General features: G+C 61.8%; 19 protein-coding genes and 1 other RNA gene. 14 read left to right on the forward strand and 6 right to left on the reverse strand.

Annotation, left to right across the window (positions count from 1 at the left end):
- Positions 1-2: 2 nt before the first annotated feature.
- A complete protein-coding gene (locus tag AC1DYR_RS17765; protein ID WP_477706272.1) occupies positions 3-878 on the reverse strand; it encodes a branched-chain amino acid ABC transporter permease in 876 nt (291 codons plus the stop codon).
- Positions 879-987: 109 nt separating this feature from the next.
- Between AC1DYR_RS17765 and AC1DYR_RS17770 the strand changes: the two genes are divergently transcribed.
- Positions 988-2,373 (forward strand): acyclic terpene utilization AtuA family protein, encoded by a 1,386-nt coding sequence (locus tag AC1DYR_RS17770; RefSeq protein ID WP_477706273.1) that lies wholly within the window; start codon positions 988-990, stop codon positions 2,371-2,373.
- Positions 2,370-2,738: an AtuA-related protein gene (locus tag AC1DYR_RS17775; protein ID WP_477706274.1), complete on the forward strand. Its 369-nt coding sequence runs from the start codon at positions 2,370-2,372 to the stop codon at positions 2,736-2,738. Before AC1DYR_RS17770 ends, AC1DYR_RS17775 begins: the two co-directional genes overlap by 4 nt.
- Positions 2,739-2,854: 116 nt before the next feature.
- On the opposite strand, the gene AC1DYR_RS17780 is transcribed toward AC1DYR_RS17775, so the two are convergent.
- Positions 2,855-3,292: an acyl-CoA thioesterase gene (locus AC1DYR_RS17780; protein ID WP_457281131.1), complete on the reverse strand. Its 438-nt coding sequence runs from the start codon at positions 3,290-3,292 to the stop codon at positions 2,855-2,857.
- A gap of 48 nt (positions 3,293-3,340) precedes the next feature.
- On the opposite strand from AC1DYR_RS17780, the gene AC1DYR_RS17785 reads away from it, so the two are divergent.
- The 11 genes from AC1DYR_RS17785 (at position 3,341) to lepB (ending at position 14,768) form a co-directional block, all read left to right on the forward strand.
- Positions 3,341-5,188, forward strand: a complete 1,848-nt coding sequence (locus tag AC1DYR_RS17785; RefSeq protein ID WP_477706275.1) for an ABCB family ABC transporter ATP-binding protein/permease — start codon at positions 3,341-3,343, stop codon at positions 5,186-5,188.
- Between the two features lie 157 nt (positions 5,189-5,345).
- Complete coding sequence (locus AC1DYR_RS17790; RefSeq protein WP_477694435.1) at positions 5,346-6,308, forward strand: LysR substrate-binding domain-containing protein; 963 nt, start codon at positions 5,346-5,348, stop codon at positions 6,306-6,308.
- A gap of 541 nt (positions 6,309-6,849) precedes the next feature.
- The gene (locus AC1DYR_RS17795; protein ID WP_477706276.1) at positions 6,850-7,740 is read left to right on the forward strand and encodes a transporter substrate-binding domain-containing protein; all 891 of its coding nucleotides are present in this window, start codon (positions 6,850-6,852) and stop codon (positions 7,738-7,740) included.
- Positions 7,741-7,847: 107 nt separating this feature from the next.
- A complete protein-coding gene (locus tag AC1DYR_RS17800; protein ID WP_477706277.1) occupies positions 7,848-8,570 on the forward strand; it encodes an amino acid ABC transporter permease in 723 nt (240 codons plus the stop codon).
- Between the two features lies 1 nt (position 8,571).
- Positions 8,572-9,261 carry an amino acid ABC transporter permease gene (locus tag AC1DYR_RS17805; protein ID WP_477672441.1) on the forward strand — a complete coding sequence of 230 codons (690 nt, stop codon included), beginning with the start codon at positions 8,572-8,574 and terminating at the stop codon, positions 9,259-9,261.
- Positions 9,262-9,310: 49 nt separating this feature from the next.
- Positions 9,311-10,048: an amino acid ABC transporter ATP-binding protein gene (locus AC1DYR_RS17810; protein WP_457281125.1), complete on the forward strand. Its 738-nt coding sequence runs from the start codon at positions 9,311-9,313 to the stop codon at positions 10,046-10,048.
- A gap of 97 nt (positions 10,049-10,145) precedes the next feature.
- A complete protein-coding gene (gene pyrC / locus AC1DYR_RS17815; RefSeq protein WP_477706278.1) occupies positions 10,146-11,225 on the forward strand; it encodes a dihydroorotase in 1,080 nt (359 codons plus the stop codon).
- Positions 11,225-12,007 carry an NYN domain-containing protein gene (locus tag AC1DYR_RS17820; RefSeq protein WP_477706279.1) on the forward strand — a complete coding sequence of 261 codons (783 nt, stop codon included), beginning with the start codon at positions 11,225-11,227 and terminating at the stop codon, positions 12,005-12,007. Before pyrC ends, AC1DYR_RS17820 begins: the two co-directional genes overlap by 1 nt.
- Before the next feature lie 48 nt (positions 12,008-12,055).
- Positions 12,056-12,796, forward strand: a complete 741-nt coding sequence (locus AC1DYR_RS17825) for a DUF3025 domain-containing protein (protein WP_477706457.1) — start codon at positions 12,056-12,058, stop codon at positions 12,794-12,796.
- A 97-nt stretch (positions 12,797-12,893) separates the two neighbouring features.
- Entirely contained in the window at positions 12,894-13,769 is an 876-nt protein-coding gene (gene htpX / locus AC1DYR_RS17830; protein WP_477651241.1) for a protease HtpX, read from the forward strand.
- A 330-nt stretch (positions 13,770-14,099) separates the two neighbouring features.
- Positions 14,100-14,768, forward strand: a complete 669-nt coding sequence (gene lepB, locus AC1DYR_RS17835; protein WP_477706280.1) for a signal peptidase I — start codon at positions 14,100-14,102, stop codon at positions 14,766-14,768.
- Between the two features lie 40 nt (positions 14,769-14,808).
- Here the strand turns inward: lepB and AC1DYR_RS17840 are convergent, their stop codons facing one another.
- Genes AC1DYR_RS17840 through AC1DYR_RS17850 form a run of 3 tightly spaced genes read right to left on the reverse strand, consistent with a single transcriptional unit; the run spans position 14,809 to position 17,817 of the window.
- The gene (locus AC1DYR_RS17840) at positions 14,809-15,483 is read right to left on the reverse strand and encodes a ProQ/FINO family protein (protein ID WP_477706281.1); all 675 of its coding nucleotides are present in this window, start codon (positions 15,481-15,483) and stop codon (positions 14,809-14,811) included.
- A gap of 43 nt (positions 15,484-15,526) precedes the next feature.
- Positions 15,527-16,147: a flavin reductase family protein gene (locus tag AC1DYR_RS17845; RefSeq protein WP_477706458.1), complete on the reverse strand. Its 621-nt coding sequence runs from the start codon at positions 16,145-16,147 to the stop codon at positions 15,527-15,529.
- Complete coding sequence (locus AC1DYR_RS17850) at positions 16,147-17,817, reverse strand: NAD(P)/FAD-dependent oxidoreductase (RefSeq protein ID WP_477706282.1); 1,671 nt, start codon at positions 17,815-17,817, stop codon at positions 16,147-16,149. Before AC1DYR_RS17850 ends, AC1DYR_RS17845 begins: the two co-directional genes overlap by 1 nt.
- A 64-nt stretch (positions 17,818-17,881) precedes the next feature.
- Between AC1DYR_RS17850 and rnpB the strand changes: the two genes are divergently transcribed.
- Positions 17,882-18,254: RNase P RNA component class A (rnpB, locus tag AC1DYR_RS17855), an RNA gene on the forward strand.
- Between the two features lie 73 nt (positions 18,255-18,327).
- Here rnpB and AC1DYR_RS17860 read toward each other — a convergent pair.
- A complete protein-coding gene (locus tag AC1DYR_RS17860; RefSeq protein ID WP_477706283.1) occupies positions 18,328-19,215 on the reverse strand; it encodes a basic amino acid ABC transporter substrate-binding protein in 888 nt (295 codons plus the stop codon).
- Between the last annotated feature and the right edge of the window lie 154 nt (positions 19,216-19,369).

Here is a 19,369-nt window from a genome sequence, read left to right on the forward strand (position 1 = left end):
GGTCAAACTTTCTTGCGCAGCTTTTCGCCGAACAGGCCGCTGGGCTTGACCATCAGCATGATGAGCACCACCACATAGGCGGCGATGTCCTTGAAGCCGTCAGGCAGATAAAAGCCAGAGAACGATTCGACCAGGCCGATGACAAGGCCGCCCACAATCGCGCCGGGCAGGCTGCCGAAGCCGCCCACCACCGCAGCCGGAAAAGCCTTGAGCCCGATAAAGCCCATGTTGGCGTGCACAAAGGTGATGGGTGCGAGCAAGAGGCCGGCAATCGCGGCAACGGCCGAGGCCAGCGCCCACACCAGGCCGTTAAGGCGTTTCACGGGGATGCCCATGTAGTACGCGGCCAGCTGGTTTTGTGAAGACGCCTGCATGGCGATGCCTAGCTTGCTGTACTTGAACATCGCAAACAGGACGAGGCACAGCGCTGCGGTGGTGACGATGATGGCGACCTGCTCGACGTTGATGACCAGCGTGCCCAGGCTCCAGATCTGGTCTTTGTAGGGCACGGGCAGCACATAGGTTTCGGTGCCGATGCCGGGGATCATGGTGATGAGGCCGCGCGCCGTGTAGCCCACGCCTATGGTGAGCATGACGATGGAGAACGCGGGCTGGCCGAGGATGGGGCGTATCACGAGGCGCTCCAGCACCATGCCAAAGAGCGCCATGCCCGCAATGGCGCTGATCACCGCCAGCCAGAAGGGAAACCCCAGCAAGGTCATGCAGGCCAGGCCGCCGAACGCGCCCAGCATCATCAGCTCGCCCTGCGCAAAACTGACCGTTTCGGTGGCCTTGTAGATGAGCACAAAGCCCAGCGCGATCAGCCCGTAGATACAGCCCTGGGCGACGCCGCTGATGAGCAACTGCAGGAATTGCACGAAGCAGTCTCCCCTTTGATGAACTTTGGTTATAGCTGTCGCCTAAAGGTCTGTCGCTAGGGGTTGTTCCGAATACGTGTCGCATACGCGATCAAGCGTAATCCCTTACATGAGAGGAAATGTTCGTGTAGGCGCAGGCCTGGGTTTTTATGGCGACGCATGGGAACCCGTGGCTGCGAGCATTGAGCGTGGTGGTGTTCACTACATCGCAAGCGACCATCTGGCCGAGCTGACGCTGGCCATCCTGCAAAAGGACCGGCAGCGCGACCCTGCACTGGGCTATGCACGCGATGTGGTCCCCATGCTGATGAAGCTGTGGCCGTTGATGCAGACGCGCGGCGTGAAGTTCATCTGCAACGCGGGCGGGCTCAATCCTGCGGGCGCTGGTGCTGCCTTGCGCGCTGCGTTTGCAGCCAAAGGCTGGAAGGCGCGCATCGCGGTGGTTACGGGTGATGAAGTCCTGCCGCAGCTGGGGGCGATCGCACCGCCGCATATGTTCAACGGCCAGGGCTTTGAGTCCGTGCGCGAGCGCATGGTGTTTGCCAATGCCTATCTGGGCGCGCGGCCCATCGTGTTCGCGCTGCAGCGGGGCGCCGATATTGTGGTGACGGGGCGCGTCGCCGATGCGGCGCTGTTCCTGGCGCCGCTGGTGCATGAATTCAACTGGAAGCTGGAGGACGCAGCGGAGCAAGTAGATCTCGATCGGCTGGCGCAAGGGCTGGCGGTGGGGCACTTGCTCGAATGTTCGGGCCAGGGCAGCGGCGGCAACTTCGGCAGCCAGGGGGCGTGGGAGGACATTCCCGATCTCGCGCACATCGGATATCCGGTTGCCGAAGTGGGTGAAGACGGCAGCGCGCTTATTACCAAGGCGCCAGGCACCGGCGGGCGCATCAACTTCGACACCGTGCGCCAGCAGCTCCTGTATGAAGTGCACGACCCGGCGCACTATGCATCGCCCGACGTGGTGATGGATTTATCGGCTGTGCGGCTGGACGACCTGGGCCACGATGCCGTGCGCATGACGGGCGTGCGCGGCCACGCGCGGCCCGCGCAGCTCAAGGTGGTGGGCGGGTTTCGCGACGGCTACAAGGCTGAGGTCACCTGGGGCTTTAGCTGGCCCGATGCCTACGACAAGGCACTGGCAGCCGTTGAGATGGTGAAAGCGCAGCTGGCCGACAAACGCATGGCGCATGACGAACTCTTTGTCGAGTTCCCGGGGCTCAACTCGGCACATGGCCCACTGGCGCCACTGCCTGCGCCTGCGGTGCTGGCGGAGCTCAACGAAGTCTGGGTCCGTATGGCGGTCAGGACGCAGGACAAAGCGGTTGCTGAAGGTTTTGGCCGGCTCTTTCCGTGGATGGCCTTGAGCGGGCCGGCCTATACCTGCGGCTTTCACGGCCTGAACAGCAGCAGCGAGTTGTTGGGCATCTGGCCTGCGCTGATTGACCGGCAGGCGGTTGAGACGGCGGTGCGTGTGGAGGTGTTGCAGTCATGAGGGTGCAATTGGTGAAACTCGCGCATGCGCGCAGCGGCGACAAGGCCGACTGGGTGGACTTTGGCCTCTTTGCCTGGAACGAAACGGGTTACCGGCTCATCGAGCGCGAGGTGACGGCCGAACGCGTGCAGGCGCACTTTGCGCCCTGGCTGCCGGGCGCGGTGCAATGCTGGCGCTTGCCCAATATCCTGGCCCTCAAGCTGGTATTGCAAGGCGCACTGCAGGGCGGTGGCGCGCGCAACTTGCGCATGGACAACCTGGGCAAGGCCATGGCGGCAGCGCTGCTGCGCATGGAGATCGAAGTCAGCGAGGCGGAGCTGGAAGAAGCCCAGGCTGCCCCTCGTGTGGGCTGGTGGGGTGCCTGACGGGGATTGCGGGAAAATTTAAGCAAAAAAGGCCTGTAGGCCTTTTGTATCTGGCGCAAGCAGCTATCAAATAAATAGCATCCGGGTGGCAGGTGAAGGCACCTGGAACCCGGGCGTCAGGCTTTGGGAATCTTGCGGGGCTTGCCGAAATCGTCAATGGCCACGTAAGTCAGGCTGGCTTCGGTGACCTTGATGTAGCGGCCCTGGGCGCGAAAGCGCTCGGCATAGACCTCAACCTGGACCGTGATGGACGTGGTGCCGATACGGGTCACGCAGGAGAAAAACGACAGGATGTCGCCGACCCGCACGGGCTGCTTGAAAATGAACTGGTTGACGGCCACGGTCGCCATGCGCCCGTCCACGTGGCGGGCCGGTACCACCGAGCCGGCCAGGTCGACCTGCGCCATGACCCAGCCGCCGAAGATGTCGCCGTTGGCATTGCAGTCGGCCGGCATGGGAATGACCTTGAGCACCAGCTCCTTGTCGGTGGGCAACTGGACGTTCAGGGCATCTTCGGCGTGAATGTCCGTATGGGTGCTTGATTCGGTAGACATAGGCACAATCTGAAAAAGTTATTACAACAACCTACACGATTGTCTCTCATGCGCTCCCGAGCTTCCGCTGTTGATTCTTCCCTGGCTGTGCCTGCCGCGTCAGCGCCTGGCGCCGGCAAGGCGCTCGCGTTCCAGCGCTCGGACCTTGGCACGCTCAAACGCCTTTTCCCCTATCTGTGGGATTACAAATGGCGCGTGCTGGCGGCCCTGAGCTTCATGGTGGGCGCCAAGATGGCCAACGTGGGCGTGCCGCTCTTGTTGAAGAACCTGGTCGACGCCATGAACTTCAAACCGGGCGACGCACAGGCGGTGCTGGTGGTGCCGGTGGCGCTGCTGCTGGCCTACGGCCTGCTGCGCCTGTCGACGACGCTTTTTACCGAACTGCGCGAACTGGTGTTTGCCAAAGCCACCGAAGGCGCGGCGCGGCGGATTTCGCTGGAAGTGTTCAGGCACCTGCATGCGCTCAGCCTGCGCTTTCACCTGGAGCGGCAGACGGGCGGCATGACGCGCGACATCGAGCGCGGAACGCGCGGCGTGCATTCGCTGATCTCGTACTCGCTCTACAGCATCATCCCCACGCTGATTGAAGTGACGTTGGTGCTGACGCTGCTGGCCGTCAAGTTCGACGTCTGGTTTGCCGGCATCACGGGCATCGCGCTCGTGTTCTACATTTTCTTCACCGTCACGGTGACCGAATGGCGCACACAGTTCCGCAAGGCCATGAATGAGCTCGATTCGTCGGCCCACAGCCGCGCCATCGACTCGCTGCTGAACTACGAGACAGTCAAGTACTTCAACAACGAAGAGTTTGAAGCCGCACGCTACGACGAAAACCTGCAGCGTTACCGGCGTGCCGCCATCAAGAGCCAGAACACGCTAAGCCTGCTCAACACCGGGCAGCAGCTCATCATTGCCATCGGGCTGGTGGCCATGCTCTGGCGCGCGACCCAGGGCGTGGTGGACGGTCGCATGACGCTGGGCGACCTGGTGATGGTCAATGCCTTCATGATCCAGCTCTACATTCCGCTGGGTTTCCTGGGTGTGATTTACCGAGAGATCAAGCAAAGCCTGACCGACCTGGACAAGATGTTTGTGTTGATGGAGCGCGAGCGTGAAATCGCCGACGTGCCGGGCGCCCAGCCTATCGTCATCGAAGGCACGCCGGCGGTGCGTTTTGAGAATGTGAATTTTGCCTACGACCCGGCACGGCCCATCCTGCACAACGTGAGCTTTGAGATCCCGCCGGGCAAGACCGTCGCGGTGGTGGGCTCATCGGGCGCCGGCAAGTCGACGCTGGCGCGCCTGCTCTACCGCTTCTATGACGTGCAGGAGGGCCGCATCACCATTGCCGGGCAGGACATCAAGCAGGTCACGCAGTCCAGCGTGCGCCAGTCCATCGGCATCGTGCCGCAGGACACCGTGCTGTTCAACGACACGGTGGAATACAACATCGCCTACGGCAAGCCGGGCGCCACGCATGCCGAGGTGGAAGAAGCCGCGCGCGCGGCCCGCATCCACGGTTTTATTGCCTCGACGCCGCTGGGCTACCAGACCATGGTGGGCGAGCGCGGCCTGAAGCTGTCGGGCGGTGAAAAGCAGCGCGTGGCTATTGCCCGCACCTTGCTGAAAAACCCGCCGGTGGTGATTTTTGACGAAGCCACTTCGGCGCTGGATTCGGCCAATGAGCGCGCCATCCAGGCCGAGCTGCGCACCGCTGCGCAAAACAAGACCACGCTGGTGATTGCGCACCGGTTGTCTACTGTGGTGGACGCGCATGAGATCCTGGTGATGGACGCTGGGCGCATTGTGGAGCGCGGCACGCACGCACAGTTGCTGGCCATGGATGGCGCGTATGCGCGCATGTGGGCGTTGCAGCGGAGTTCGGCAGAGGCCTGATTCGGCTGGTACTGCTGGTTTGAGGCCGAAATCGTGCCCCAGCCCTTTATCTATATGCGCTAGTAGCTATTAAATAGATAGCAATTGCCTGGGATCGGTAAAGAGGCTATGGAATCCCCGTAGGTCAAACTTCTACAGGCACTCGCATAATTGCCCCATGGAAACCAAATGGCTGGAAGATTTTGTGAGCCTGGCTGAAACCCGCAGTTTCAGCCGCTCCGCCCAATTGCGTCATGTCACCCAGCCCGCGTTTTCACGGCGTATCCAGGCGCTGGAAGCCTGGGCCGGTACCGACCTGGTGGACCGCAGCTCCTATCCCACGCGGCTCACGCCGGCCGGAGAAACCCTGTACAGCCAGTCGCTGGAGATGCTGCAGGGCTTGCAGTCGACCCGCGCCATGCTGCGCGGCCACACCTCGGCCGGACAGGATGTCATCGAGTTTGCGGTGCCGCACACCCTGGCGTTCACCTTCTTTCCGGCCTGGGTCAGCAGCCTGCGCGAGAAGTTCGGCCCCATCAAAAGCCGGCTGATCGCCCTGAACGTGCACGATGCGGTGCTGCGCCTCGTCGAGGGCAGTTGCGACCTGCTGATTGCCTACCACCACGACTCCCAGCCCTTTCAGCTGGATCCGGACCGCTATGAAATGGTGTCGCTGGGCCAGGAGGTGCTGGCGCCTTTTGTCAGGGCCAATTCCGCGGGCGAGCCCGAGTTCAGCCTGCCGGGCCGCGCCGGGCAGCCTTTGCCTTATCTGGGCTATGCGCCGGGCGCCTACCTGGGCCGCATGGTCGACATGATCCTCAAGCAGTCCAGCACGGCCATCCACCTGGACCGGGTCTATGAAACCGACATGGCCGAGGGCCTCAAGGCCATGGCCCTGGAAGGCCACGGCATCGCGTTTTTGCCGCTCAGCGCCGTCAAGAAGGAACTGCGCGCCAAAAAACTGGTCAGCGCCGGCGGCAACCTCGAAATGACCATGGACGTGCGCGTGTACCGTGAGCGGCCCACCTCCAAGGAGTCTGCCAAAACCCATGCCCAGGCCCTGTGGACTTACCTGCAGGCACAAACCGGCGGCAAGGAAAAAGCTGGCGGCCGCGGCGCGGGGACACCGGCATCGCGCTAGCCGACCGGCCGTTGCCGAAGCGGGCTGGCCTCGCGGTCAAATGCTGGCATCAGACTGACGACTAGTAGTAACCCTAAGTGGTTATAAGAAAAATGCATGGAAGATCGTCGAAACAGCATTGGTGTTTTGATACCTCCAAATTTACAGTTCGTGACGTTCAAATTTTGGTGCTTGCCCGTGCTTGTTGATTCATTTGTTGTCTGTGTTGCCTTCCTTACCGCCCTTTGTGCGGCATTGATCTGTGCCAGGCACCGCGCCATTCGGGTGATCGCCCAGCCTGTGCGGCCACGTGTGCGGGCCGCCTGACGGGCCGCTGGCACAAAGACTGCTTACATCTGCCGTATAGTTCCGGACTTTTAATGCGTGCACCATTTTGGAAAACCCCAGAAATTGCCGTTAATGCTGCGGGTTTGCAAAACCATCAACCCTTTCACGCCGTCCGCTTTCCTCCATTTTTAGAGGCCGGGTAAACCTAGGCATGTCCTGGGAACCAACTCTCTAGAATAGTTCGCTAATCGTTTCATTCATTACAGGAGATTCCATGAAACTCAAGCTAGTCGCTCTGTCTGTTGCACTGCTCGCCACCGGTGGCGCGTTTGCCGACACCCTTTCCAAAGTCAAGGCTTCAGGCGTTGTGACCATGGGCGTGCGTGACTCCTCCGGTGCGCTGTCCTATACCCTCGGTGACGGCAAATACACCGGCTACCACGTCGAAATCTGCCAGCGCATCCTGGCCGGCCTCGAAAAAGCCGCCGAGCGCAAGCTGGAAGTCAAATACCAGCCCGTGACTTCGCAAAACCGCATTCCCCTTGTGCAAAACGGCACAGTCGACATCGAATGCGGCTCCACCACCAACAACGCGACCCGCCAGAAAGACGTGGCTTTCGTCGTCACCACCTTCGTCGAAGAAGTCCGCATCGCGGTGAAAGCCAGCTCCGGCATCACCTCCGTTGCCCAGCTCAGCGGCAAGACCGTGGCCACCACCACGGGTACCACTTCCGTGCAGACGCTGCGCAAGAACAAGCGCGCCACCGGCGTCGAGTTCAAGGAAATCTTCGGCAAAGACCATTCCGACAGCTTCCTGCTGCTCGAATCGGGCCGCGCCGATGCGTTCGTCATGGACGGTTCCATCCTGGCCGGCAACATCGCCACCGCCAAGAAGCCTTCGGACTTCAAGATCGTCGGTGAAGTGTTGAGCGTCGAGCCCATCGCCATCATGATCCGCAAGGATGACCCGCTGCTCAAGCGCCTGGCCGACGACACGGTCAAGGGCATGATCAAGTCGGGCGAGATGAACAAGTTGTGGACCAAATGGTTCCTGTCGCCGATTCCTCCGAAGAACACCAAGGTGGGCCTGGCATTGAGCGCCAGCACCAAGGCTGCGTGGGACAATCCGAACGACAAGCCCATGGAAGAGTACGCCCAGAAGTAATTCGGGTCAGGTAAATTGAAGAACCCCGCCGGACATCATGCTCTGGCGGGGTTTCTCGTTTACCGTGGCATGGAAAAACAACACAACAACCCTTTGCTGGAGCCGTGATGACTTGGGATTGGCAGGTATTTCTAAATGACGACGGTAGTGGCCGAACCTACTTGCAGTGGATGTTTGACGCATGGGGCTGGACGCTGTCCGTCGCCGGTGCATCCTGGGTAATCGCCATGCTGTGTGGCGCACTGATCGGCACGCTGCGCACCTTGCCCAACAGCCCGTGGCTGGTCCGCATTGCCAACGCCTGGGTCGAACTGTTTCGCAACGTTCCCTTGCTGGTCCAGATTTTCATCTGGTACTTTGTGGTTCCCAAAATTTTCCCCGCCATGAAGGAACTGCCAAGTTTCATCCTGGTGGTGTTCGCCCTCGGATTTTTCACCTCGGCGCGTATTGCCGAGCAGGTGAGGGCCGGCGTGCAGGCTTTGCCGCGCGGCCAGCGTTATGCCGGCATGGCCATGGGCTTTACCACCCTGCAGACCTACCGCTACGTGATCCTGCCGATGGCTTTTCGCATCATCATTCCGCCGCTCACCAGCGAGTCGATGAATCTCCTGAAAAATTCCTCCGTGGCTTTCGCGGTGTCGATCGCCGAGCTCACCATGTTCGCCATGCAGGCGCAGGAAGAAACTTCGCGCGGCATTGAGATCTACCTTGCGGTGACGGCTCTTTATGCAGTCTCTGCCTTCGCGGTCAACCGGGTCATGGCCTTTGTTGAAAAGAAGGTCCAGATCCCCGGCTTCGTTGTAGCCGGCTCAACGGGCGGAGGGCACTGACATGCTTGGACTCGACATGAGCTTCCTGAACTGGGAGATGATTTCCCAGTTCGTCGTCAAGGGTTTTATTTTCAGCATCGAGCTGACCGTCATCGCCACCATAGGCGGCATTATTTTCGGCACCGTGCTTGCGCTGATGCGTCTGTCGGGCAAAAAATTCCTGACGGTTCCCGCGACCATCTACGTCAACGGCATGCGTTCCGTTCCGCTGGTCATGGTGATCCTGTGGTTCTTCCTGCTGGTGCCTGCGTCGTTCTACACGACCTTCGGCGCCTGGGGGGCCAACTACCGCGCCGAGATTTCGGCCATCATCACCTTCGTGGCCTTCGAGGCCGCGTACTTCAGCGAAATCATGCGTGCGGGCATCCAGTCGATCTCGCGCGGTCAGGTCAATGCGGGCCGAGCCCTGGGCATGACGTACGCGCAGAACATGAAGCTGATCATCCTGCCGCAGGCTTTTCGCAACATGGTGCCCATCCTGCTGACCCAGACCATCATCCTGTTCCAGGATACTTCGCTGGTTTACGCCATCGGCGCCTACGACCTGCTCAAGGGCTTCAGCACCGCCGGCAAGATCTTCGGCCGCCCCGAAGAGGCCTACCTGCTGGCCGCCGTGGTTTATTTCGTGATCTGCTTCGGGCTGTCCTTCATGGTCAAGCGCCTGAACAGCAGAATCGCCATCATTCGCTGAAACCGCCGCTCTCAAGGCAAGCGAACCTCATAGAACACTGGAGAAGAAGATGATTGAGTTGAAAGAAGTTTCCAAATGGTACGGTGAAGTGCAGGTTCTCAATAACTGCACCACCAGCATCAAGAAGGGTGAAGTTGTAGTGGTCTGCGGCCCATCGGGTTCGGGCAAGTCAACACTCATCAAAACCATCAACGCGCTGGAGCCTTTCCAGAAGGGCCAGATCTTTGTCGATGGCAAGGCCGTGCATGACCCCAAGACCGATCTGCCGAAACTGCGCAGCCGCGTCGGCATGGTGTTCCAGAATTTCGAGCTGTTCCCGCACCTGAGCGTGACCGAAAACCTGACGCTGGCGCAGGTCAAGGTACTGGGCCGCAAGCCCGACGAAGCCAAAAAGCACGGCTTGAAATACCTCGATCGCGTGGGCCTGATGGCGCACAAGGACAAATTCCCCGGCCAGCTCTCCGGTGGCCAGCAGCAGCGTGTGGCGATCGCCCGCGCGCTCAGCATGGACCCGATCGCGATGCTGTTTGACGAACCCACTTCCGCACTCGATCCTGAAATGGTGGGCGAGGTGCTGGACTGCATGATGGGCCTGGCCGTCGAGGGCATGACCATGATGGTGGTGACCCACGAAATGGGCTTTGCCAAAAAAGTGGGCAGCCGCGTGATTTTCATGGATGTCGGCGGCAAGATTCTGGAAGACTGCTCGAAGGACGAGTTTTTCAGCCACCCGGAAAACCGCCAGGCGCGCACCAAGGATTTCCTCAACAAGATCCTGGCGCACTGAAAGCCATGCGCCCGGGAAAAAAAGCCCCGAACCCCGGGGCTTTTTTCATGGCGGCTCATGATGGTCGGGTGGTGTGACCAGTGCGACAATTCAGGCCATGACTTCAGCCACCCGCACACCCGCCTCCACCCTGACCTCCGCTCTGACCATCACCCGGCCCGACGATTGGCACCTGCATGTGCGCGACGGCGAGGCCCTGCACACCGTGGTGCCGCACACGGCCGCACAGTTTGGCCGTGCCATCATCATGCCCAACCTGCGTCCGCCGGTGACCACGGCCGCCCAGGCTGTGGCGTACCGCGAGCGCATCCAGGCTGCTGTGCCGGCCGGCGTGCAGTTCGAGCCATTGATGACGCTCTACCTTACCGACAACCTGCCACCCGATGAGATCAAGCGCGCGAAAGACACCGGTGTTGTGGCACTCAAGCTGTACCCGGCCGGCGCCACCACCAACAGTGACGCCGGTGTGACCGACCTGCGCAAGACTTACAAGACACTCGAGGCCATGCAAAAGGAAGGGTTGCTGCTGCTGGTGCATGGTGAGGTCACATCCTCCGACATCGACCTGTTCGACCGGGAAGCGGTATTCATTGACACCCAGCTGATTCCGCTGCGCCGCGATTTCCCTGAGCTCAAGATCGTGTTTGAGCACATCACCACCCGCGAAGCCGCCCATTACGTGCGCGATGCCGGCCAGTTCACGGGTGCGACTGTCACGGCGCACCACCTGCTTTACAACCGCAATGCCATTTTCACCGGCGGCATTCGCCCGCATTACTACTGCCTGCCGGTGCTCAAGCGCGAGACGCATCGTCTGGCATTGGTAGAAGCCGCCACCAGCGGCAACAACCGGTTTTTCCTGGGTACTGACAGTGCACCGCATCCCGCGCACCTCAAGGAGCACGCTACCGGTTGCGCGGGCTGCTACACCGCCCACGCGGCCATGGAGCTCTACGCCGAAGCTTTTGATGCGGCCGGCGCACTGGACAAGCTTGAGGCCTTTGCCAGCTTCAACGGTGCGGATTTTTACGGCTTGCCGCGCAATACCGGCCGCATCACACTCAAGAAGGAAAGCTGGCACCCGCCCGAGAGCTTTGCTTTCGGCGAGGCCGAGCTCAAGCCTTTGCGCTCGGGTGAAAACCTGCCCTGGAAACTGCACACTTCAGAAAGCCCCTGATGGACCACAAGCCGCGCGTTGCCCTGCTCATTGACGCCGACAACTCGCCGGCGTCCAAGATCGACCTGATCCTCAACGAGTTGTCGACCTTCGGTGAAACGAACATCCGCCGCGCTTACGGCAACTGGAAAAAGAATGAACTCAAGGGCTGGGAAGAGGTGTTGCACGAGCATGCCATCCGCCCCATGCAGCAGTTCGACTACACCAAGGGTAAAAACGCCAGCGACATGGCCATGGTGATCGACGCGCTGGAGCTGCTCTATACCGACCGGCCCGACGCCTTTGGCATCGTCTCGTCGGATGCAGACTTCACGCCGCTGGTCATGCACCTGCGCGCCAAGGGCGCGGCGGTCTACGGCTTTGGCGCGCAGAAAACGCCGGAGCCTTTTGTCAATGCGTGTTCAAGGTTCCTGTTCCTCGACAAGCTGCGCCCCATCGCCGTCAGTGATGCGGCGGGCAGTGCCCACGGAGACAGCCGTGACGATGGCGAGGCGGTTGCCGCCGCGCCCCTCAGGGCAACACCAGCCCAGCTCAAGCAGGACGCCAAGCTGGTCATGCTGCTGCGCAATGCCGTCCAGGCCGCAGCCGACGACGAGGGGTGGGCGCGCGTGGGTGCTGTGGGGACGCAAATCGCCAACCAGGCCTCGTTTGACCATCGCAACTACGGCTATGCCACGCTGACCAAGCTGCTGGTGGCCACCCAGCTGTTTGACATCGCCGACGAAGGCAAGTCGACTGTCGCAGTGCGCGACAAGCGACTCAACAAGTCGGCCCGGACCTAGGAGAGCCTGCAGGTGCGAGTTGCTGCAGCCCTGCAGCCAGCGCCGGCCATGCCGATGCTGGTATGGAACCGGCCCTGGCTTGAACCCTGGCAGGAATCTGGCGAACGTGTGGCCCAGGCTATGGCGGCGGGCACTGCGCTGCACCAGGCCCTGAATGCCGGGCAACGCGCCCCGGTGCGCTTTGTTCCCCAAAGCGCATTACCCGCCGGTGAGGCCTATGAGAGCTTCATTTTCAGGACAGGTGAATGCCCCACGCGCGAAGGTCCGCATGATTTTTTCAATGGCCTGTGCTGGATGCAGTTCCCCGAAACCAAAAAGAGGCTCAATCAACTGCAGGCCGCTGAAATAGCGCAGGCCGGCGTGCAACAGGTGCGCGGCCCGGTCCGAGACGCGCTGACGCTCTTTGACGAGAACGCCGCTTTCCTGTCGGCGCCGCAACCCTTGTGGGATGCGCTGGCGGCGCGGGACTGGCAGCGGCTCTTTGTGGGTTTGCGCCCACTCTGGCAGCAAGCCCGGCTGGTGCTGTTTGGCCATGCGCTGCTGGAGAAACTGATTTATCCACGAAAGCCGATCACAGCCCATGTGTACCGGGCGCAAGCAGCTATCAATTCAATAGCGGATCTGGACCGCTGGATTGCTGCCGACCTGAGCGCTGACAAGCTGGCCGGCAAGCCGTTTTTTCCTTTGCCGGTGCTGGGCGTGCCCGGCTGGTGGCCCGGGAACGAGAACTTTTCCTTTTATGATGACTCCTTTGTATTCCGACCGCCACGGCTGCAAAACAACAGATAGAAATCAGCCACGGGCTTGCGGCACAGCTTGAACTGGGCTGGCAAGCCCTCATATCCTGCGCAAGGCGGGCTTTTTTCACCGACCCCACGGAGAACCCATGAAACGTATTTTTCTGTTTGTCCTGACCAACCTTGCTGTCGTGGTGGTGCTGGGCATTGTCGCCAGCCTGCTTGGCGTCAACCGCTTCCTCACGGCCAACGGGCTGAACCTGACCGCGCTGCTCGGCTTTGCGCTGATCATGGGCTTCGGCGGTGCCTTTATCTCGCTGCTGATCAGCAAGCCCGTCGCCAAATGGAGCGCCGGCGTGCGGGTGATCGAGTCGCCCCAAAATGCCGACGAGGCCTGGATCGTTGAGACCGTGCGCAAGCTGGCCGACAAGGCACAGATCGGCATGCCCGAAGTCGGCATCTTTGAAGGCGCGCCCAACGCCTTTGCCACCGGCGCATTCAAGAACTCGTCTCTGGTGGCCGTGTCCACCGGCCTGCTGCAAGGCATGACCAAGGAAGAAATCGAAGCCGTGCTGGGCCACGAGATCGCCCACGTGGCCAACGGCGATATGGTCACCATGACGCTGATCCAGGGCGTGATGAACACCTTTGTGGTTTTCCTCTCGCGCGTGATCGGCTACGCCGTCGACAGCTTTTTGCGCCGCGGCAGCGACAGCAATTCCGGCCCCGGCATCGGCTACTACGTCAGCACCATCGTGCTGGACATCGTCCTCGGTTTCGCCGCCGCCATCGTTGTGGCCTGGTTCTCGCGCCAGCGCGAGTTTCGCGCCGATGCCGGCGCCGCGCAGCTGATGGGCCGCCGCCAGCCCATGATGAACGCACTGGCCCGCCTGGGCGGCATGCAGCCCGGCGAATTGCCCAAGGCGGTGGAAGCCATGGGCATCACCGGCAGCATCGGCAAGCTGTTTGCCACGCACCCGCCGATTGAAGAGCGCATCGCCGCATTGCAGAACAGCCAGGCCTAAGCATGAGAACCTGCTCACGGCCTAAACGGGGCCGCGCAAGCACCTTCTCGGGATGGGATGCAAGGCGCAGTGCACCGCCCATAGCCCAGCTATGGGCTAGCGCCGCAACGCCGCAGACCGTCCGAGAAGGCACTTGCCCTCCGGGTTGGGGTGCAATCGGGCGATTGAGCCGTCCGGGCCCTTGCATGGGCATGAGCCCATGCGGCGTGCCCGGTCGGCCCACTCATCCCGACTGCACCCCCAACGCGGCCCCGTTTAGGCCGTGAGCAGGTTCTGAGGGCGCCCCGCACAGGGCGCCTTTTTTTTCATGAAATTTCAAGGAGCGCGAACATGAAAAGCTGGATCAGGCAGAACCGCAGTTTTCTGGTGTTGCTGTTGTTGTTCGGGTTGTTCCGCACCGCGATCGCGGACTGGAACCCCATTCCCTCGGGCTCCATGCGGCCCAACCTGCTCGAAGGTGACGTGGTCTTCGTCAACCGGCTGGCCTACAACGTCAAGATTCCGCTGACCGATACCGTGCTGGCGCGCACCACCGATCCGCAGCGCGGCGACGTCGTCACTTTTTCCTCGCCGGTGGACGGTGTCCGCCTGATCAAGCGGCTGGTGGCTGTGCCGGGCGACGTCGTGGAAATGCGCGACAAGGCGCTCATCATCAACGGGCAGTCAGCCCGCTATGAGGCGCTGGACACGGTGCTGGAGCCGGCCGGGCCGGTTGGCGTGCTGGTGGCCACCCACGTGAAAGAAGCCACAGCCCAGGAGCAACATGAAATCCAGTGGCTGGCCGGTGTGAAGGCCAAGGACAGCTGGGGACCGATCACGATTCCCGCTGACCAGTACCTGATGCTGGGTGACAACCGCGACAACAGCGCAGATTCGCGCTACATAGGCCTGGTGCCGCGCAACCTGCTGATTGGGCGCGCGGAACGGATCCTCGTGTCGGCGGACATCCTGGAGAAGTGGCAACCCCGATTTGAGCGTTTTGGCCGCTCGCTCTATTGATCCATTGATCTGCTGATCGACTGAGGCTGCAGCGGGGGCCTCAGGCCTGGCGGCTTCGCTGTACCCGCTCTATGGCTTGTGCCACTTCCGCCGGGTCCAGGCCGTACATCTCGGCAAATTCCGCCGCCGTTTTCCCGCTGGCCTCAAAGGCACGCATCAGTGCTTCGCGCTTGGCAGTTTGCACCGCCATCTCCGCAAAAGCCTCGTCCAGCAAGGTGTTCGACACCTCATCCTGCGTGCGGGTGCGTTCTGCGTACTCTTCGCGGCTCAAGCCGGATGCTTCAATGGCCTCGATGAGGCGCGTACGCACTTTGGGACGCAGGTCTTCCTTTGAACGCGCCTGGCGCCGCCGGTACACCTCCATGATCGCGTGGTGCACATGCTCGGGCGCTACCGGCTCGACGGGCTCGCCCTGCAGGTTGTGGCGCGGGTGGCCGGCCGCCACGCATTCGAGGTAGCGCGTGGAACGGGCATGCAGGCCCAGCGCCACTTTCAGTTCGTCGCGCTTGAAGGCTTCAGGGTTTTCCGCCAGCAGGTCCTGGAAGGCGCCCAGCTTGAGCGGCAGGAACTGTGCGCCGAACATTTTGGGGTAGAGCTCGAACAGCTTTTCCAGCACGGGATGGACTTCGCGCGTGCGCTGCTGCTGCGGATTGGCCGGGCGCTGCGGGGGGCGGGGGCGCTTGGCGCGCGGGGAGGGTGTGGTGGTTTCGGTCATGTGTATGGGTAAAAAAGAGGGTATGGCGGGGTGTTCAGAATGCTCAGCGGGGCCTGAACATGCGAAAGAGGTTGTCGGGGGTGACGGTGAAATAGTCGGCCGGGCCGCCGCCGCGAAGAATGGGCTCGGCAGCCGCCGTGTCGTAAATGCCGTCTTTGAGCAGATGCCTTGCAATGTACACGCCGACGACTTCACCCAGGACCAGCCAGGTGGGAACCGGCACGCCGTTGGCGCCCTGCAGCTGCAGGATTTGGGTCAGCTTGCACTCGAAGGAGACCGGACTTTCCTGTACGCGCGGCACGGCAATGCGTTGCGAGGCCACGGGTGTGAGGCCGGCGAGTTCGAACTCGTTGACCTCGGGCGGCACCATCGCGCAGGAGCGGTTCATGGCCTCGGCCAGCGGCCGCGTCGCCAGGTTCCAGCCGAACTCGCCGGTCTCGCGGATGTTGTGCAGGCTGTCTTTGGCGCCAATGCTGGCGAAACCGATGATGGGCGGCGTGTAGTTGAAGGCATTGAAAAAACTGTAGGGCGCCAGGTTGAGCTGCCCCCTGGCGTCCTGCGAGGAAATCCAGCCAATGGGGCGTGGCCCCACCATGGCGTTGAAGGGATCGTGCGGCAGGCCGTGGCCTTTCGAGGGCTCGTAGTAGTGAAAGTCCTGGCCCATCACGCGGCCATCCGCTGTTGTTCGGTATCCTGCAGCACGCTGCGCGCCAGGGCCTCCGCAACCTTGATGCCGTCCACGCCCGCCGACAGAATCCCGCCCGCATAACTGGCGCCCTCGCCTGCGGGGTAGAGGCCGCGGACATTGACGCTTTGCAGGTCCTCGCCGCGGCTGATCTTGATGGGGGAAGACGTGCGTGTTTCCACCCCGGTCAACACCGCATCGTGGGTGTCAAAGCCCTTGATCTTTTTGCCGAATACTGGAAAGGCTTCGCATATGGCCTCGATCGCATACGCAGGCAGGGCAGACGACAGGTCGCCGATGGTCACGCCTGGCTTGTAGGATGGGGTGATGCTGCCCAGCGCAGTCGAGGGACGGCCCGCCACGAAGTCACCCACCAGCTGCGCCGGCGCCTGGTAATTGCTGCCGCCCAACACAAACGCGTGTGATTCGAGCTGGCGCTGCAGCGCGATGCCGGCCAGCGCGTCGCCCGCCTCGAAGCCGGGGTAGTCGCGCGGATCTATGCCCACCACGATGCCAGCGTTGGCGTTGCGTTCGTTGCGTGAATACTGGCTCATGCCGTTGGTCACCACGCGACCAGGCTCCGAGGTGGCGGCCACCACCGTGCCGCCTGGGCACATGCAAAAACTGTAGACCGAGCGGCCGTTGCTGGCGTGGTGCACCAGCTTGTATTCGGCCGCGCCCAGTGAGGGGTGGCCAGCATGGCGGCCCCAGCGCGCACGGTCGATGATGCCCTGCGGGTGTTCGACCCGAAAGCCGATGGAAAAGGGCTTGGCCTCGATGTGCACGCCGCGTTCGTACAGCATGGCAAAGGTGTCGCGCGAGCTGTGGCCCAGCGCCATCACCACCTGGTCGGCACGCATCTCGTGGCTCTGACCCGTGGCCTGGTCCAGTACTGTGAGGCCGCGCAGCTGTTTGCCTTGCGGGCCGTCCTCGATCAGCACGTCGGTCACGCGCTGCTCGAAGCGGATCTCGCCGCCCAGGGCGACGATCTGCGCACGCATGTTCTCGACCACCTTCACCAGCTTGAAGGTGCCGATGTGCGGGTGCGCCTCGAACAGGATGTCGGCGGGCGCGCCGGCCTTCACGAACTCGTTCATCACCTTGCGGCCCAGGTGGCGCGGGTCCTTGATCTGGCTGTAGAGCTTGCCGTCGGAAAAGGTGCCGGCGCCGCCTTCGCCGAACTGCACGTTCGATTCCGGGTTGAGCACGTTCTTGCGCCACAGGCCCCAGGTGTCGCGGGTGCGCTGGCGCACCGTCTTGCCGCGCTCCAGCACGATGGGCTTGAAGCCCATCTGCGCCAGCAGCAAGGCCGCGAACATGCCGCAGGGGCCGAAGCCGACGACGACCGGTCGCAGCGGAAGGGCCGCAGGCGCCTGGCCTACGTTGCGGTAGGCCATGTCGGGTGTGGGAAAGATGTGCGGGTTGCCGGAAAATTTCGCCAGCAGCGCGCCTTCCTGGGCTGCATCGGCCATCGTGACATCGACGATATAAACCTTGAGCAGGTCTGCCTTGCGGGCATCAAAGCTGCGCTTGTGGATGTGGACGTTCTGCAGGGCGGCTGCGGCAACGCCCAGTGTCTGGGTCACCAGGGCGGGCAGGGCGCTTTCCGCGTGGTCCAGCGGAAGCTTGAGTTCGGTCAGGCGAATCATGAAAAGGGGCTCGTGTTGATCAAGCAACCCGCATTTTAAAGGCCTGGCGGATAATGGGCCCCGTGAAGCACGCCAGACCGCCGCTGGTGCAATCTGGGAAACCAGGCACTGGAGGAACGTCCGGACTGCATAGGACAGCGTAGGAGGTAACACCTCTCCACCGTGAGGTGAGGATCAGAGCAACAGAGACGAGTCGGCACTGGGGCAACCCGGGGCCGGGTGAAACGGGCAATCTCTACGCGCAGCAATACCAAGTAGGCCAGCCCGGAGCGGCGCGGTTCGCCGCGACTTCTCCATCCTGTGGTCCGCAGGAATGGCTGGCGGGTAGGTAGCATTGAGCCGTGGGGGCGACCCCCGGCCCAGATTAATGGCGGTCACGCCGGGCTTTCTCCAAGGGGCCCGGTGCACAGAATCCGGCTTATCGGCGGGCTTCACACTTATAAAAAAAGCCCCGTTCAGCGATGAACGGGGCTTTGTTCTTTGGGTCTTGCCGGCCCTGCCTGCGCCGCCTTATTTGGCGGGGGAGGCGGCGGCAGCTGGTGCCGGTGCGGTGCCTGCAGCTGCAGTAGGAGCCTTACCGAAGTACTGGGCGAAAATCTTGTCGTAGGTGCCGTCGGCCTTGATATCTGCCAGGCCCTTGTTCAGTTTTGCGAGCAGCTCGGCGTTGCCCTTTTTCACGGCCAGGCCGTATTGCTCGGGTGCAAAGCTGGCGTCGGCGATGGTCTTGAACTTCGAGCCGGTGTTGTTGTTGACGTAGTGCTCCACTACGCCGTTGTCGGCGACCACGGCGTCCACGCCGCCGGCTTCCAGCTCTTTCAGTGCCAGTGGTGTCGCTTCAAAGCGCTTGATGTTGGCGCTGTCCTTGCCCTGCAGCTTGGTGATGACTTCGTCACCCGTTGTGCCGTTCTGCACGCCGACCTTGAGTTTCTTGAGGTCGTTGAACTTGGCGATCTTCGAATCCTTCTTCACGGCGATCAGTTGCTGCGCGTCAAAGTAAGGTGACGAAAAATCCATGGTCTGCTTGCGCTCGGCCGTGATCGTGATGGCCGAGACCAGCAGGTCGCGGTCGCCCTGGTTCAGGGAGTTAAAGATGCCTTCCCATGGCGTGTTCAGGAACTTGACTTCAATGCCGGCCTTCTGAGCCACGGCCTTGACGACTTCGATGTCGAAACCGACGATCTCGCCTTTGTCGTTCTGGGACTCAAAAGGTACATACGCGGCGTCCGTGCCGACGACGTACACCTTGGCTGCGGGTGCGGGTGCCGAGGCGGCGGGAGCGGGCGCGCTGGCTGCGGGTGCCGGCGGCTCGGTCTTGCTGCAGGCGGCCAGAACGATACCGGCGACCAGGGTGCCGGCGGTTTGCAGGAAGCGTCGCGTTGAAATGGAGTAGGAAGACATGAAGTCCCTCAAAAAGGTTGAAATAATGTGATGCCCGTCAAGCCATGCGGTCAGGCACGGCCTCCGGCATACGAACAAAAAGTATAAACCGCAGCCCTGGGGTCAAACAGCCCCTTTCAGTAGCCTTGGTGACTGTTCAAGGCCTTAACGCCGG

The sequence above is a fragment of the Polaromonas sp. P1_F9 genome, assembly GCF_056405615.1.